This is a genomic window from Xanthomarina sp., from assembly GCF_035306705.1.
Taxonomy (GTDB): domain Bacteria; phylum Bacteroidota; class Bacteroidia; order Flavobacteriales; family Flavobacteriaceae; genus Xanthomarina.
In genome coordinates this window covers 22,428-36,916 of sequence record NZ_DATGNO010000074.1, presented here as the reverse complement: position 1 = coordinate 36,916, position 14,489 = coordinate 22,428, and the positions used below count along the sequence as shown (strand labels likewise).

Genomic DNA, 14,489 nt, shown 5'->3' with positions numbered 1-14,489 from the left:
CAAACTTCCAATATCTGTTACAAAATGCCCTGTGATTTAGTTTATAACAAAACAGGCCCATCCTAAAACAATTTCTATAGAAAGTGGGCAAAGCAAACCATTGTTTATGGCTATATTTGTAAAAAAAATCGAAAAAACGTAATCTTTATGACCCAACTACTTTTTAATCCGTTTAAGGATTTGATTTTTGACGAACATTTTTGCTTCCTTTCTGGAGGCTTAACCACCGAAACCATGAGCGTTTTCCCAGAATGGCTAATGAAACACTTTAAATTTGGCGATGAAAAAGTTGAGATGATGGATAAAGCCAAGTCCTATCATTATGCAGATCTTAAATTACCATGTTCTCCTGAGGTAAAAAAAGCATTTAATGAGCTGGATTTGAAAATTCAAGCGGCATATAAAGATGGTTTTGAAGGTATGGCGTCACTCGATCAAGAATTACTTTTTCAATGGACAGGTAGAATGGTCTATGGACTCTTATACTACGAAATGCTTTATGAAAGAGATAGATTACTAAAACGAGGTGAGGAATTTGAACTTTCGGCCCCTTTAAAGGAGCGTTTTGGTCACTTCCACTTCATGTTACAATCCATTATAGAACCAATTTCTTTTGTTGGAAAGAAACCTTGGAGCATTGCTGTATTTCCTCTTAAATATTCTGCCGATATTTTTAGTTATCGAGACGATGCTATAAATTTAATGTTCCAGTTTGGAGTCAATGGCTTTGGTTTTATAGCCTGTTTACAAGATAATGGCGTAATTGGAGAAAAACAAAAGGAGATACTCGATAAAATGGAAGGTCATGTGTTACATCCCGTTCAGTTTGAAGAATTGTACGCTAGGTTTCATTATTCAGATTACATATTACAGTACAAACCAGAATATAAAATTGAAAGCCAAAACCATGGCATGACCATAGAAATTAAAACAGATGATAAGCCACCCGTTTTCGGGTTTTGGGACGAGGATATATTTGCCCAATTGCTCGCAAATTATTGGCAGGTTTACGGGATTGAAAAAGATGAGATCTTTCAACGTCAAAAACCGACACTTAGCTTTCTTGAAAACCCCTATACCAAAGAATTTATCGATCCGGAATCCATTAGTTTACCTTTTTAATTAATTTATATATAGCCAAAAAATTGATAAGGTCTTTGTGCGATTCACTTTTGGTTGGATTGGAATTTTACATGTCCTAAATATTTCTATTTTCCATCTATTTCACTTCGAATCTCATTTTAAGTCAAGTTTTATCCGCTGTATTTCTTCTTTCCAACAATCTGTCCGCTTTTTTAACCTTCTAGCTTGGCATATATAATTTATATGTATAATTTTAGAAATCCAAAGTAAACAAACATGAAGATTTTAGAATTATACCAACGCGTAGCTCAAGCTATAAAAGAAAATGATTTTGATGGTTTACACCTTTTAAAACCTGTAAAACCAGAGTATTTTAATTGGGTTACTGATGTTTTTGAACCTCTAAATGTCAAACAACACCCCAACGACAAAGCTTTGATATGGAAGTACAAAGAACAACGGGAAGATTTTACTTTTGCCGAAATCTCAGCACGTAGCAATCAGTTTTTGAATTTAATGCGAAAACATGGGATTGGACAAGGCGATAAAATGTTTATACAATTACCGCTTTTGGCTCCTAACTGGTATAGTTATTTAGCCTGCATCAAAGCTGGAATTGTAATCATTCCGGCAGCTACGAGTTTGGAAGTTCGCGATTTGGAGTTTCGTTTTGATTCGGTTTTGCCTCAAGTAGCTGTAGCCGACCCTGAAAATGCTGAGAAAATCGATGCGGCCGAAAAAAATATCGGTCAAAACATCAATCTTAAAATTATTACGGAAGGCCATAGAGAAGGCTGGGTTTCTCTAAATCAAATTCTTTTGGAATCCACAGAGTCTGAAGGTGCCAAAACACGTTCTGATGACGATTTGTTTTACTTTTTCACCTCTGGCACTACAGGCATGCCCAAAGTGGTAGTACACACCCATTTTGGATATCCAACTGGACATTTAACAACGAGCTCTTGGATTGGCCTGCAGCGTGGCGACATACATTATAACATATCACAACCAGGTTGGGCAAAATTTTCCTGGAGTAGTTTTTTTGGCCCTTGGAATGTGGGAGCCACCATTCTGGGTTATCATATCGATCGATTTGTAGCCAAAGAGCAATTACAAACCCTTCAAGATTTTAAGGTGAATACCTTTTGCTCGCCACCTACTTCACTTCGTATGTTAATTCAGGAAGATTTGGCCTCTTATAATTTTTCTCTACGCGAATGTGTGGCTGCCGGAGAACCCTTGAACCCCGAAATTATTGAAGTTTGGAAAAAAGCTACAGGCATTCTTATTCGCGATGGTTATGGGCAGACAGAAGCTACTGCTTTGGTGGGTAACTTACCAGGCAAGAAAGTGAAATTTGGCTCTATGGGCAAACCCACATTTATGTATGATGTGGTGATTGCAGATGATGATGGCCAAGAAGTTGAAACTTCAGAAGAAGGAAATATTTGTTTAAAACACGACATCAATAGGGTAACCGGCGTTTTTAAAACCTATTTAATTGATAGAAAACGCAATGATTTGGTTTTTAAACATGGTTTATATTATACAGGAGACAAAGCCTATAAAGACGAAGAAGGCTATTTTTGGTTTGTTGGACGTGATGATGATGTTATAAAAGCTTCCGACTTTAGGGTTGGTCCGTTTGAAGTGGAAAGCATCCTTCTAGAGCATCCAAAAGTGTTGGAAACTGCTGTAGTAGCTAGTCCGCACGACTTACGAAGTAATGCCGTAAAGGCTTTTGTGGTTTTAGCTAGTGGCGCAAAAGCTTCGGAGGCATTGGCAAAAGAATTATTCGCTTATTCTGAAGAACACCTGTCGCGATATAAGATTCCAAGAATTATCGAGTTTACCGAAACACTGCCTAAAACAATTTCTGGAAAAATAAGACGCGTGGAACTTCGTGCTCAAGAAGCACTCAGTAAACAAAAAAAAGAAATTCGTGCCAATGAGTATTTTCATGAGAAATACTAACTAAAATAGATGTGCAGTAAATAAAAAAACGGCTTTCTCTATAAATTCACTAAAAACCTTAAAACAATAAACCCCAAGCATTCACTTGGGGTTTATTGTTTATTTAAAATTATTCATTCTTAATTAAGCATCCGGATGCATAAAACGTTGCTTTCCTAAAAGCTCCTCTTTTGTTTCCACATGCGAGTCGTCTGGAACACAGCAGTCCACTGGACAAACGGCAGCACACTGCGGTTCATCGTGAAAGCCTATACATTCGGTACATTTATCAGGAACTATGTAGTAAATCTCGTCACTAATTGGTTCCTGGGTTTCGTCTGCATCTACTTCTTTCCCATTTGGCAGTACCACTTTACCATTTAAACTGGTACCATCTTTATATCTCCAATCATCTGCACCTTCATAAATGGCATTGTTTGGACATTCTGGTTCGCAAGCGCCACAGTTTATACATTCATCTGTTATTATTATTGCCATAACAATCTATATTTTTTAATCTCTACGATTTAAGTTATAAAAAGGTCTTGTTATATTCTTGAGGAAATAAAATTTACAATCAGATTTAAAACCTTTTATTGCTCATTTGCTTTATGTAAATTTGCTGCTGCAAAAATAAAGCCAAAACAATTCATAACCAAACCTTATAATGAATTTAGAAGAAAGAATCCAAGCCTTTGTAAAATTAGGCGATTTTTTAAGTCAGTTTTCAACAAAAGGCATCGTTAAAAAGGAAGATATTCTACATAACGACCTGTTTTTTGATGGCTTTAAACATCAAATAAAACTAGCTAAAGAACACAACGGTTGGTTTACGGACGAGAACATTCTTTTTTCTTTAAGTAATTGGTCTAAAGCTTTGGTTGAAAGCAATATCAAACAATTTACCAAAAACTATCAGTTCCGTTCTATAGAACCTAAAAAAGTAGCCATTATTATGGCTGGGAACATTCCCTTGGTTGGTTTTCACGACTTCTTTTGTGTTTTGCTTTCTGGACATGAAGTTGTGGTGAAACAATCGTCTAACGACAAACATCTCTTGCCTTTTTTGGCTAAATATTTAGAATATATCGCTCCAAGTTTTAAAGGAAGAATAACTTTTACTGAAGGAAAATTAGAGAATTTTGATGCTGTTATTGCCACGGGAAGCGACAATACTGCCAGATATTTTGAATATTATTTTAAGGATAGACCTTCTATTATTAGGAAAAACAGAAATTCTGTAGCCATTTTAACCGGAAAGGAAACCGAAGAACAATTAACACAACTTTCTCACGATATTTTCAGATATTACGGTTTGGGCTGTAGAAACGTGTCTAAGTTATTTGTACCAAAAGACTATAATTTTGAAGGTTTTTTTAAAGCCATGTATGCGTGGCATCCCATAATAAACGAAGCCAAATACGCCAATAATTACGACTATAATAAAGCCGTATATTTAATGAGTGAATTTGATATGTTGGAAAATGGGTTTTTAATGATCAAAGAAGATGCTAGCTATGCCTCACCGATTGCTACGGTATTTTATGAACATTTTGATTCTTTGGAAACCTTGAGAAATACCTTAGAAAAAAATTCTGAAAACATACAATGTGTTGTCTCAAACAATCTGTCTAACAAGGATATAGCATTTGGAGATACTCAAAACCCAAAACTTTGGGATTTTGCAGATGGGGTTGACACATTAAACTTTTTGTTGAAAATTTAGTTGATAATTAATTTAAAATACATTTCAATTTCTTTAAGAATTTAGCACCTTTGCCGTTAAAATTTAAGACTTTTTTATCTATCTCCTTATCTTTATAAAAAGTAACAAGGAAATAGATGTTTAACTAAATACCCGTTCCAATTGCTTGGAAAACACTTATGAAAAAACATAATTTTAGTGCAGGACCATCTATTCTTCCTCAAGAAGTCTTATTAAAAGCTTCGGAAGCCGTTATGGATTTCAATAACGAAGGCTTATCCATTCTGGAAATTTCACATAGAAGCAAAGCTTTTGTTGATGTTATGGAAAAGGCCAGATCTTTAGCTTTAGAACTTTTAGGTCTAGAAGGGAAAGGTTATAAAGCCCTGTTTTTACAAGGAGGTGCAAGTACCCAATTTTTGATGGTAGCCCTTAATTTATTAGAAAAAAGAGCTGGATATTTAAACGCGGGTACCTGGAGCGATAAAGCCATCAAAGAAGCACGTATTTATGATGATGTATTTGAAGTGGCTTCCTCTAAAAGCGCTAAATACAACTACATTCCTAAAGGTTATGAGATTCCTTCAGAATACGATTATTTTCACTGTACTTCCAACAATACCATTTATGGTACACAAATGAAATCCTTTCCAAAGTGCGACATCCCAATGGTATGCGATATGAGTAGCGATATTTTATCACGTAATTTGGACTATACCCAATTTGATTTGATTTATGCCGGCGCCCAAAAAAACTTGGGAGCTGCAGGTACAACTTTAGTAGTGGTTAAAGAAGATATTTTAGGGAAGGTTTCGAGAAAAATTCCATCCATGATGGATTATAAATTGCATATAGAAAAAGGCAGCATGTATAACACGCCTCCTGTTTTTGCCGTTTATACCTCTATGTTGACTTTAGAATGGTTGAAAAATCTAGGAGGAATTAAAGCTGTAGAAAAACAAAACGAAATGAAAGCGCGCGTAATGTACTCTGAAATTGATTTAAATCCCCTATTTAAAGGCTATGCTGCAAAAGAAGACCGCTCTTACATGAACGCAACTTTTACTTTAGTTAATGATAATTTAAAGGAAACTTTCGAGGCCATGCTTAAAGAAGCAGGTATTAGTGGCGTTAACGGACATAGAAGTATTGGAGGCTATAGAGCATCCATGTACAACGCAATGCCTTTGGATAGCGTGAAAGCTTTGGTGGAAGTTATGAGCGAATTGGAGACTAAAGCGTAGTGATCAGTCTTACATCCTCAAAAATAAAATTAATATAAGTTATAATTTAAGAATGAAAATACTAGCAAACGACGGAATTTCAAAAAGTGGTATAGAAGCCTTAGAAAAAGATAATTTTGAGGTTATCACAACCACAGTAGCACAGGAACAGTTAATAAACTATATCAATAAAAACGACATAGATGTTTTGCTGGTACGAAGCGCCACTCAAGTGCGCAAAGATTTAATAGATGCCTGCCCTAGTTTAAAAGTTATTGGACGTGGAGGCGTTGGAATGGACAATATAGATGTGGATTATGCCAGAAGTAAAAATATTCACGTTATAAACACTCCAACAGCTTCTTCACATTCGGTTGCCGAATTGGTTTTTGCCCATTTATTTGGAGGGGTTCGTTTTTTACACGATAGTAACAGATGCATGCCTTTAGATGGCGATACTCAATTTAAATCCTTAAAAAAGAACTATGCTAAAGGTGTAGAATTAAGAGGTAAAACGCTGGGTATTATTGGTTTTGGACGTATAGGAAGAGAGGTTGCCAAGATTGCCTTAGGAATTGGAATGCGCGTAATTGCCAGCGATAAGTTTGTTGGAAAGGCTGATATTAAGGTGGAGTTTTACAACGGACAGTTTATCAATGTTGAAATTAAAACCGAGTCTATGGAAGACATCTTAAAAAGCGCGGATTTCATCACCTTACATGTTCCTATCCAAGACGAATATGTTATTGAAGAAAGACATTTCGCCATGATGAAAAATGGTGTTGGAATTATCAATGCCGCACGTGGAGGTGTTATTAATGAAGTGGCTTTAGTAGACGCTTTGGAAAGTGGAAAAGTAGCTTTTGCAGGTCTAGATACTTTTGAAGAAGAGCCAACTCCGGCTATCCAAGTATTAATGAATGGTAGAATTTCATTAACCCCGCATATTGGCGCTTCCACCAACGAAGCCCAAGAAAGAATAGGCGTTGAATTAGCCGAACAAATTATAAGTCTTTTAAAAACAGAAAAAGCCTAAGTCTGCTAACAAACAACATTTTAAAAGCCTATAAATTTTATTTTTTACAGGCTTTTTTGTACTTTAACAACTTCAATAAAAAAATATAAATAAATGGCAGGAATTTTAGATTTATTAAATAGCGATATGGGTAAAACCATCATTAATGGAGTGGCTGGGCAAACCAAACAATCGGAAGACAAAACAAGTCAGGTTTTAACCATGGCACTACCCGTATTAATGCAAGCTATGAAACGCAACGCTGCAACACCTCAAGGTGCCGAAGGCCTTTTAAGCGCTTTAAACAGCAAACAAGAAGGCAATATTCTTGATAATTTAGGTGGTCTTTTTTCTGGAGGTGTTAATGCCGATGTATTAACCGACGGAAGTAAGATTTTAGGTCATGTTTTAGGTGGAAAACAACAGCATGTTGAAAATGCAATTGGCGCACGTGCAGGAGTGGATGCAGAATCTGTTGCCAATATTTTAAAAGTGGCTGCCCCCCTATTAATGGGAATGCTAGCCAAACAAACTAAAGAAAAAAGTGTGAGTAGCCCTTCAGGTTTAGAAGGTATGTTAGGCGGTTTATTAAGTGGTAGTTCTTCTAAAAACGAACAAAGCTTTTTAGAGTCTATCTTAGATGCGGATGGCGACGGAAGTATTATAGACGATGTGGCTGGAATGATTTTAGGAGGAAGTAAAAAGAAAGGTGGCCTGGGAGGTTTGCTAGGAGGACTTTTTGGAAAATAAGAAGTTCAAACCAAAATATTAAAAAGTCAAACTTAGGTTTGGCTTTTTTTGTTAAAACCATACAAAATCAACGAACCAAGGCATGATTTTTGTATCTTTAAATGAAACAAAACGCCATGAAATCCTTTCTATATATCTTTTTAATTACTGGTTTTTTATACAGTTGTAAATCCTCTCAGTCTACAGATGCATCTTCTAAGCAAGAAGAGGTACAATTAACTAAAAACGACACTGTCTCTATTGCTAACAACGATTTAGAATACGAACTGATCATTATAGAACCTGGGTTTAATTTTTGGTTAGAAACCAAAGCGAGACCTAGAGGGTATTACGAACAAGACTTTATGGAAACTAGAAATTTACGTTATGTCGATGCTTGGAATGACAGAGCCATGCATCCTTTGGAGTATCCTTCCGGTTTGTACGAATCTAGAATTTATTACGATCCAACGGTCAATTATGGCTACGAAGTAAACTACAAATTGTACAACTATTTCATCTACTTTCAATTAACCTATAAGCAACAATTAACTAGTTTTATTCCTAGAATTTAGAGTATCTTTGCAGTTTTAAATACCCCCCTAATGGAGACCTTCAAAAAAAACTGGGAAATACAAAAAAATTGGCAACTTCTCTTTCCTGTACTTGGGATTTTAGCTTTGGTTTATAGTTCCTTTAAATTGGCAGATGCCCTTTTAAAAGAATATCATTTGCTTGTTAAAATTGGAGTTACAGCTGTTTTGTTTTTTGCTTTACTCAAGTTCATTTTATTCCTATTCAAAAAACTGGAAGATAGATGGGTTGTGGAATATAAATGGGAACTGATTCGTATTTTTATTGTTTTTGCCATTACCGGAACCTCTTCCTTATTTGTTGGCAGGCCCATTATTAAACTTTTGGGAATTACTAAAGAAAACTTAAATATTACCGTCTATTGGATTTTATACATTATCATTGGACTTATCTTTTATCAAATACTATTGGTAACCACCGGTTGGCTTTTTGGTCAATTTAAATTCTTTTGGGAATTTGAAAAGAAAATGCTCCGTAGGTTTGGCCTAAAACGCTTTTTAGATTAGTGCAACACATCAAACAACATATTATTTTTAAAGGACTTTCAATACTTTTGATAGTGTTGGTTCTAACCCCTTCTGTTGTTAAATTATCACATACTTTTGGTCATAGCCATCATAAGCACGAAGTTTGTATAGGCGAGCCTCAAACGCATTTACACACTTTGGATGTGGATTGCGAGTTTCATAAATTTCAAATAAACACCGCATTTACCCTTGAAGAAAATGCTTATAAACTTCTTTTAAAACAAGAAAATCATCAAGTAATAAATTCACAGTATTTTTTTATTAGTGAATTTCAAGCCCTTCATTTCTCCCTCCGTGGACCACCTTCTTATAATAGTTAATTTTTTAAACTAATTTTTTGATGCTGAAACTACTTCGGTCATCACTCTTTTTAACTATTATAATTAAAACACATGAAACAAATAACATACTTGTTTCTTCTATGGTTTACGCCAACTATGTTTGCGCAAAATACTGTTGAAGGAACCCTAGTCGAACATCATACAAACAAGCCTATTGCTTTTGCCAACATCTATTTTCCACAGTTGGAAAAAGGAACGACTACCAACGAATCTGGTTATTTTATATTAAACAATTTACCTTCTGGAAATTATAAAATAGTTTGTTCATTTATGGGTTATGAGTCCTATTCCAAAACTATTTCGATTCCATTAAATCGAAAACTTGAAATAGCTTTAAATCCTTCAGCTATAGAAATGAGCGAAATAATTATTTCTACCCCTTTTCATAAATTACAAAGTGAAAATGTGATGAAAGTCGAGCAAGCAAAAATTTCAGACCTCAAAGCGAAAGGCGCTCTAACCCTAGCTGACGGATTAACAAATATTGCTGGAGTAGAAAGTATTAGCACAGGAATTGGAATTGGAAAACCCGTTATTCGTGGGCTTAGTTCCAATCGTGTTTTGGTTTATACTCAAGGTGTCAGGCTGGAAAATCAGCAGTTTGGTGATGAACATGGGTTGGGTCTAAATAATTCGGGAGTGGAAAGTGTGGAAGTTATAAAAGGTCCTGCTTCCCTACTCTATGGTAGCGATGCACTTGGTGGCGTTTTATATATAAACCCAGAGAGATTTGCTCCACAAAACTCAAATGCAGCCGACTTTGAAGGCACTTATTTTGGAAATACCTTGGGTTACTCGGCAAATGTAGGCTATAAAGAATCTGCCGAAAAACTGAAGTTTCTTGTTAGAGGAAGCATGAGCGAACATTCAGATTATAAAACAGCCGATTATAGAGTAACCAATTCCCGTTTTGAAGAACAAGATTTTAAGGCAGGCATCGGATTTCAGGACAAGCAATTTAAAACAGAATTCAGGTACAATATGAACCATTCTAAATTAGGAATTCCTGATGAAATTGGTGAGCAAACTACCAGCAAAAATCCGGAGTTGGCTTATCAGGACATCACCAATCACGTGTTTAGCTCCAAGTCTAACATCTATTTTGAAAATTCCAGTTTAGACATCAATTTAGGATATATTTATAACGATAGAAATGAATTTGAAGAACCACACGATCATGACGATCACGACGATCATGACCACGAAGATGAACATGACGGATTGGAAGCAGCCCTTCAAATGAAACTAAAAACCTTTAATTACGATATAAAATATCAATTACCGGTTTATGGGAAATTTGAAACTATTGTTGGTACCCAAGGAATGCACCAAACAAACGGTAATTATGGTGAAGAGATATTAATCCCTGATGCCACCACAAACGACTTTGGTCTTTTTGGGATGGCTCACATTCATTTTAATAAGGCAGATGTACAAGTTGGTGCGCGTTTCGACACCAGACAAATAGAGGTGGTAAACGGGTTCACTAAAAACTTCAATAGTTTTAATGGCGCCTTAGGTGTTAAAACCAAATTATTTGAAGTTATTACGGCTAGATTAAACTTGGCTTCTGGTTTTAGAGCACCAAATTTGGCGGAATTAACGTCTTACGGAACACATGAAGGCACAAATAGATTTGAAATTGGAGATGAAAATCTGACGAGTGAACAAAATTTCCAAACCGATTTGTCATTTGAATTTAAAAGTGACCATGTGGAGTTTTATGTAAATGGATTCTATAACTTAGTAAACGATTATATTTTTCTTCAGCCAGAAGGCACCTTTATCGATGGAACGCCTGTTTATAATTATGTGCAAGAAGATGCCAAATTATATGGTGGTGAAATTGGATTTCATTTTCATCCACATCCTTTAGATTGGTTGCATGTAGAGAGTAGTTTTGAATCGGTTACCGGAAAACAAGATAACGATAGCTATTTGCCAATGATTCCTGCAAACAGTTTGAGCAATACGCTTCGAGTGGAATTTAATACCAAATGGGTGGATAAACTCTATAGTTTTGTTAAACTACAATCGACTTTTGCACAAAACCACAGCAATGACTTCGAAACAAATACCCCAGGTTATAATTTATTAAGCGCTGGTATTGGTGGAAATGTAAGTCTGTTTAAAAACAACTTGAATATTGCTGTTTCTGGAACGAACCTGACAAATAAAACCTATATCAACCACTTATCTCGATTAAAGGATGAAGGTATTTATAATATAGGAAGAAATATTAGTGTCTCACTTTCTTATAGCTTGTAAGAGATTTAAAAAAAAAGCCCAATTAAAACGCTCTTAAAATAGTTATTATTTTGAGAGCGTTTTTAAGTTTATATTATTTTGCATTTACTGGAACACTTGCTTTTTTCCTAGAAAATACAAAGGTGTACAACCACATTAGTGTAAACGTGGGAATAATATCTATCATAGGTAAGGCCTCTTCAACAAATGAAATAACGGCTGCTATTTTTCCTTTTCTACCAGGATACAATCTGGTCATTAAATATGCCGATAAAGGTGCCCAAACAAAATCGAAGGGTGGAAATACATAAGAGATATACCCCATTAAATCAAACAGGATTCCCAATAGGAGTTTTTTAATTTTAGAACGATTTTCTACAGTCATATATAGTATTAATTACTAACATCTTACCAAAAAACATTCCAAAATTAAAGTTTATGACAAAATTTATGTTTAGAACCATTTAGTAGCTTGGCATATTAGTAAATTAGCTGTTTTAAGATATTTTTAACTTTTACTTTATATCTTTTAAAATGTACAAGATTAGATTTGTTAGGTTAAGATGTAACAATTTCCAAAATTTGTACTCTTTAAGTCATCAACCAATTATATTATTGTAATGAAGCTGTCTTTATTTTTAATTGTTTTTATTTTATTTTCTAGTTCTTTCTTTGCTCAAGATAAAAAATCCATTCATATAAAACGAGCGGATATCGCACCAAAAATTGATGGCATTCTAGACGATTTAATATGGGAAAATGCTGAATTAGCTGAAGATTTCATCCAATTTAGACCAGATGTAGGAGTACAAGAAAAGCCTTATCAAAAAACTCAAGTGAGAGTTACTTACGATGATGATGCCATTTATTTTGGGGCTTATCTTTACGATAATCCAGAGGAAATAACAAAACAATTTCAAAGTCGTGATAATTTTGGACTCAACGATTTTTTTGCAATAGTTTTAAATCCTAACAACGATTCACAAAACGATACAGAGTTTTTTGTTTTCCCAACAGGAAACCAAGCAGACGCGATAAGCTCACCAAATATCGGAGAAGATTTTGGATGGAATGCCGTTTGGGAAAGTGCTGTAAAAATTGTTGATGACGGATGGATTGTCGAAATGAAAATCCCTTATTCCGCCTTGCGCTTTTCCAACAAAAAAGAACATATTTGGGGCTTGCAATTTCATAGACAATTCCGATCAGATAAATCGCAATACACATGGAATCCTATAAATCCCGAAGTAGGAAGCATTAGTTTATATCATGGACAAGTTCTGGGAATAAAAGACATCCAACCTCCTACCCGACTTATGCTGTATCCATATGCTTCAACCGTAATTAGTAAGGAAGGAGACGGCAATATTACAGACGAATACCATGTTGGAATGGATTTGAAATATGGAATTACAGAAAACTTCACCTTAGACGCCACCTTAATTCCCGACTTTAGCCAAGTAGGTTTTGACGATGTGCAACTAAATTTAACTCCTTTTGAACAACAATTTTCGGAACAACGCCAATTCTTTACCGAAGGCGTCGATTTATTCACCAAAGGTGATTTGTTTTATTCCAGACGTGTTGGAAATGCACCAACCGGAGATGTTACTTTGGGCCCAGATGAAATTCTCGACAGCTATCCGGATAAAGTGAAAATGCTAAACGCCTTTAAAGTTTCTGGAAGAACAAAGGACGGCTTAGGAATTGGAGTGTTTAATGCCATTACACAAAAAACCTATGCCACAATTAAAGACACAATAACCAATAATTCCAGAAAAGAATTGGTCGAACCCTTAGCAAACTACAATATTTTTGTTGTAGATCAGCAGTTTAACGGCAACTCCTCTGTAAGTTTAATTAATACCAACGTAACTAGAAACGGGCATTTTAGAGATGCCAACGTAACCGCTTTATTATTGGATTATGCAAACAAAAAAAACACCCTTGGCGTTGGCGCTGCCGTAAAACACAGTTTCCTAAATTTAGAAAATGATAACGAAAGTGGTTTTAACACCCAATTTGAAATTGGTAAAATAAGTGGAAATTATCAATATAGTTTTGGTCATGAACTCGCCGATAAAAATTATGATATAAACGATTTCGGAATTAATTTTAAAAACAACTATAGCAATTTTAGCGCCGATTTTTCCTATCAAATATTTGAACCTGTTGGCAACTTAATAAACCTCTATTATGGATTTTGGTACAACTACAGCATGCTATATAATCCAAGTACCTATACCGGAAACAACGTTGGAAGTAGAATCACTTTAGAAAATAAAAATTTACTTAGTTATGGTGGGAGAATAAATTATGAAATAGGCAAACAATACGATTATTACGAAGCAAGAACAGAAGGTCGTTATTTTATTTACGAAAACTTCTTAAGTTCCAGCGGATGGATTTCATCAAACTACAACAAAACCTTTGCATTAGATGCGGAACTTGGTTTTGAAACCTTATTTGAAACAGATCGTGATGTTTTTAATGTTGAATTAGGAATTAGTCCTAGAATCAGATTTAACGACAGATTTACCTTGATTTATCGAGCAGATTATATCCAAGCTAAAGGAGACAGAGGATTTATTCAAAACTTAGGAAGTGATATTATTTTTGGGCAACGAGACCAAAATACGCTTGTAAATACCATTACAGGAAATTACAATTTTAACGTGTTTCATGCCCTGTCCTTATCCTTTAGAAATTATTGGAGCGTAGTTACCTACAACAACCAATTATACACCTTGGAAGCTAATGGACGTCTAAGTACAGAAAATGGCTATACTTTAGATGATATAAACAACCCAGATGTTAATTTCAATACGTGGAATCTGGATTTTGGTTACTCTTGGCAATTTGCTCCTGGCAGTACGTTAACAGCTTTATACAGAAACAGTTTGTTCGATTTTTCCAATGCATCCAGAGATAGTTATTTTAATAGTGTGAACCATCTGTTTAAACAGCCTATAGACCATAATTTCTCAATAAGACTGGTTTATTACATCGATTACAACCAAATGAAAAATATATTTACCAAGAAACACAGCTGATAATTGTACATCAGGTCTT

The 14,489-nt window shown here is 35.1% G+C and carries 13 protein-coding genes; 11 read left to right on the top strand and 2 right to left on the bottom strand.

Features of this window, described 5'->3' with window-relative positions; all coding sequences use genetic code 11:
• Positions 1-147 precede the first annotated feature (147 nt).
• Both VKY47_RS06235 and VKY47_RS06230 read left to right on the top strand, forming a co-directional pair.
• Positions 148-1,122, top strand: a complete 975-nt coding sequence (locus VKY47_RS06235) for a hypothetical protein (protein ID WP_324311289.1) — start codon at positions 148-150, stop codon at positions 1,120-1,122.
• Positions 1,123-1,359: 237 nt separating this feature from the next.
• Positions 1,360-3,057, top strand: coding sequence for an AMP-binding protein (locus VKY47_RS06230; protein ID WP_324311287.1), 1,698 nt, complete (start codon positions 1,360-1,362; stop codon positions 3,055-3,057).
• Positions 3,058-3,180: 123 nt separating this feature from the next.
• On the opposite strand, the gene VKY47_RS06225 is transcribed toward VKY47_RS06230, so the two are convergent.
• A complete protein-coding gene (locus VKY47_RS06225) occupies positions 3,181-3,534 on the bottom strand; it encodes a 4Fe-4S dicluster domain-containing protein (RefSeq protein WP_324311285.1) in 354 nt (117 codons plus the stop codon).
• 169 nt (positions 3,535-3,703) lie between these two features.
• On the opposite strand from VKY47_RS06225, the gene VKY47_RS06220 reads away from it, so the two are divergent.
• The 8 genes from VKY47_RS06220 to VKY47_RS06185 all read left to right on the top strand — a co-directional run bounded on the left by VKY47_RS06220 (position 3,704) and on the right by VKY47_RS06185 (position 11,438).
• Entirely contained in the window at positions 3,704-4,762 is a 1,059-nt protein-coding gene (locus tag VKY47_RS06220; RefSeq protein WP_324311283.1) for an acyl-CoA reductase, read from the top strand.
• A 158-nt stretch (positions 4,763-4,920) separates the two neighbouring features.
• Positions 4,921-5,985: a 3-phosphoserine/phosphohydroxythreonine transaminase gene (gene serC, locus VKY47_RS06215; protein WP_324311282.1), complete on the top strand. Its 1,065-nt coding sequence runs from the start codon at positions 4,921-4,923 to the stop codon at positions 5,983-5,985.
• Between the two features lie 52 nt (positions 5,986-6,037).
• Positions 6,038-7,000 carry a D-2-hydroxyacid dehydrogenase gene (locus tag VKY47_RS06210; protein ID WP_324311281.1) on the top strand — a complete coding sequence of 321 codons (963 nt, stop codon included), beginning with the start codon at positions 6,038-6,040 and terminating at the stop codon, positions 6,998-7,000.
• Positions 7,001-7,093: 93 nt separating this feature from the next.
• Positions 7,094-7,729 (top strand): DUF937 domain-containing protein, encoded by a 636-nt coding sequence (locus VKY47_RS06205; RefSeq protein ID WP_324311279.1) that lies wholly within the window; start codon positions 7,094-7,096, stop codon positions 7,727-7,729.
• 116 nt (positions 7,730-7,845) lie between these two features.
• Positions 7,846-8,283, top strand: coding sequence for a DUF6146 family protein (locus tag VKY47_RS06200; RefSeq protein WP_324311277.1), 438 nt, complete (start codon positions 7,846-7,848; stop codon positions 8,281-8,283).
• 30 nt (positions 8,284-8,313) lie between these two features.
• Complete coding sequence (locus tag VKY47_RS06195; protein ID WP_324311275.1) at positions 8,314-8,808, top strand: DUF6787 family protein; 495 nt, start codon at positions 8,314-8,316, stop codon at positions 8,806-8,808.
• Positions 8,808-9,149 carry a hypothetical protein gene (locus VKY47_RS06190; protein WP_324311273.1) on the top strand — a complete coding sequence of 114 codons (342 nt, stop codon included), beginning with the start codon at positions 8,808-8,810 and terminating at the stop codon, positions 9,147-9,149. Before VKY47_RS06195 ends, VKY47_RS06190 begins: the two co-directional genes overlap by 1 nt.
• 72 nt (positions 9,150-9,221) lie before the next feature.
• Positions 9,222-11,438 (top strand): TonB-dependent receptor, encoded by a 2,217-nt coding sequence (locus tag VKY47_RS06185; protein WP_324311272.1) that lies wholly within the window; start codon positions 9,222-9,224, stop codon positions 11,436-11,438.
• 73 nt (positions 11,439-11,511) lie between these two features.
• Here VKY47_RS06185 and VKY47_RS06180 read toward each other — a convergent pair whose 3' ends face one another.
• Positions 11,512-11,802 (bottom strand): hypothetical protein, encoded by a 291-nt coding sequence (locus tag VKY47_RS06180; RefSeq protein WP_324311270.1) that lies wholly within the window; start codon positions 11,800-11,802, stop codon positions 11,512-11,514.
• Between the two features lie 235 nt (positions 11,803-12,037).
• Between VKY47_RS06180 and VKY47_RS06175 the strand changes: the two genes are divergently transcribed.
• On the top strand, positions 12,038-14,470 hold the full coding sequence (locus VKY47_RS06175) for a DUF5916 domain-containing protein (RefSeq protein ID WP_324311268.1): 2,433 nt from the start codon (positions 12,038-12,040) through the stop codon (positions 14,468-14,470).
• Positions 14,471-14,489: the final 19 nt, after the last annotated feature.

Excerpts from the sequence above, each read along its gene's own strand:
- VKY47_RS06235 (WP_324311289.1), top strand. The coding sequence starts at position 148 with ATGACCCAACTACTTTTTAATCCGTTTAAGGATTTGATTTTTGACGAA.
- VKY47_RS06230 (WP_324311287.1), top strand. The coding sequence starts at position 1,360 with ATGAAGATTTTAGAATTATACCAACGCGTAGCTCAAGCTATAAAAGAA.
- VKY47_RS06225 (WP_324311285.1), bottom strand. The coding sequence starts at position 3,534 with ATGGCAATAATAATAACAGATGAATGTATAAACTGTGGCGCTTGCGAA.
- VKY47_RS06220 (WP_324311283.1), top strand. The coding sequence starts at position 3,704 with ATGAATTTAGAAGAAAGAATCCAAGCCTTTGTAAAATTAGGCGATTTT.
- serC (WP_324311282.1), top strand. The coding sequence starts at position 4,921 with ATGAAAAAACATAATTTTAGTGCAGGACCATCTATTCTTCCTCAAGAA.
- VKY47_RS06210 (WP_324311281.1), top strand. The coding sequence starts at position 6,038 with ATGAAAATACTAGCAAACGACGGAATTTCAAAAAGTGGTATAGAAGCC.
- VKY47_RS06205 (WP_324311279.1), top strand. The coding sequence starts at position 7,094 with ATGGCAGGAATTTTAGATTTATTAAATAGCGATATGGGTAAAACCATC.
- VKY47_RS06200 (WP_324311277.1), top strand. The coding sequence starts at position 7,846 with ATGAAATCCTTTCTATATATCTTTTTAATTACTGGTTTTTTATACAGT.
- VKY47_RS06195 (WP_324311275.1), top strand. The coding sequence starts at position 8,314 with ATGGAGACCTTCAAAAAAAACTGGGAAATACAAAAAAATTGGCAACTT.
- VKY47_RS06185 (WP_324311272.1), top strand. The coding sequence starts at position 9,222 with ATGAAACAAATAACATACTTGTTTCTTCTATGGTTTACGCCAACTATG.
- VKY47_RS06180 (WP_324311270.1), bottom strand. The coding sequence starts at position 11,802 with ATGACTGTAGAAAATCGTTCTAAAATTAAAAAACTCCTATTGGGAATC.
- VKY47_RS06175 (WP_324311268.1), top strand. The coding sequence starts at position 12,038 with ATGAAGCTGTCTTTATTTTTAATTGTTTTTATTTTATTTTCTAGTTCT.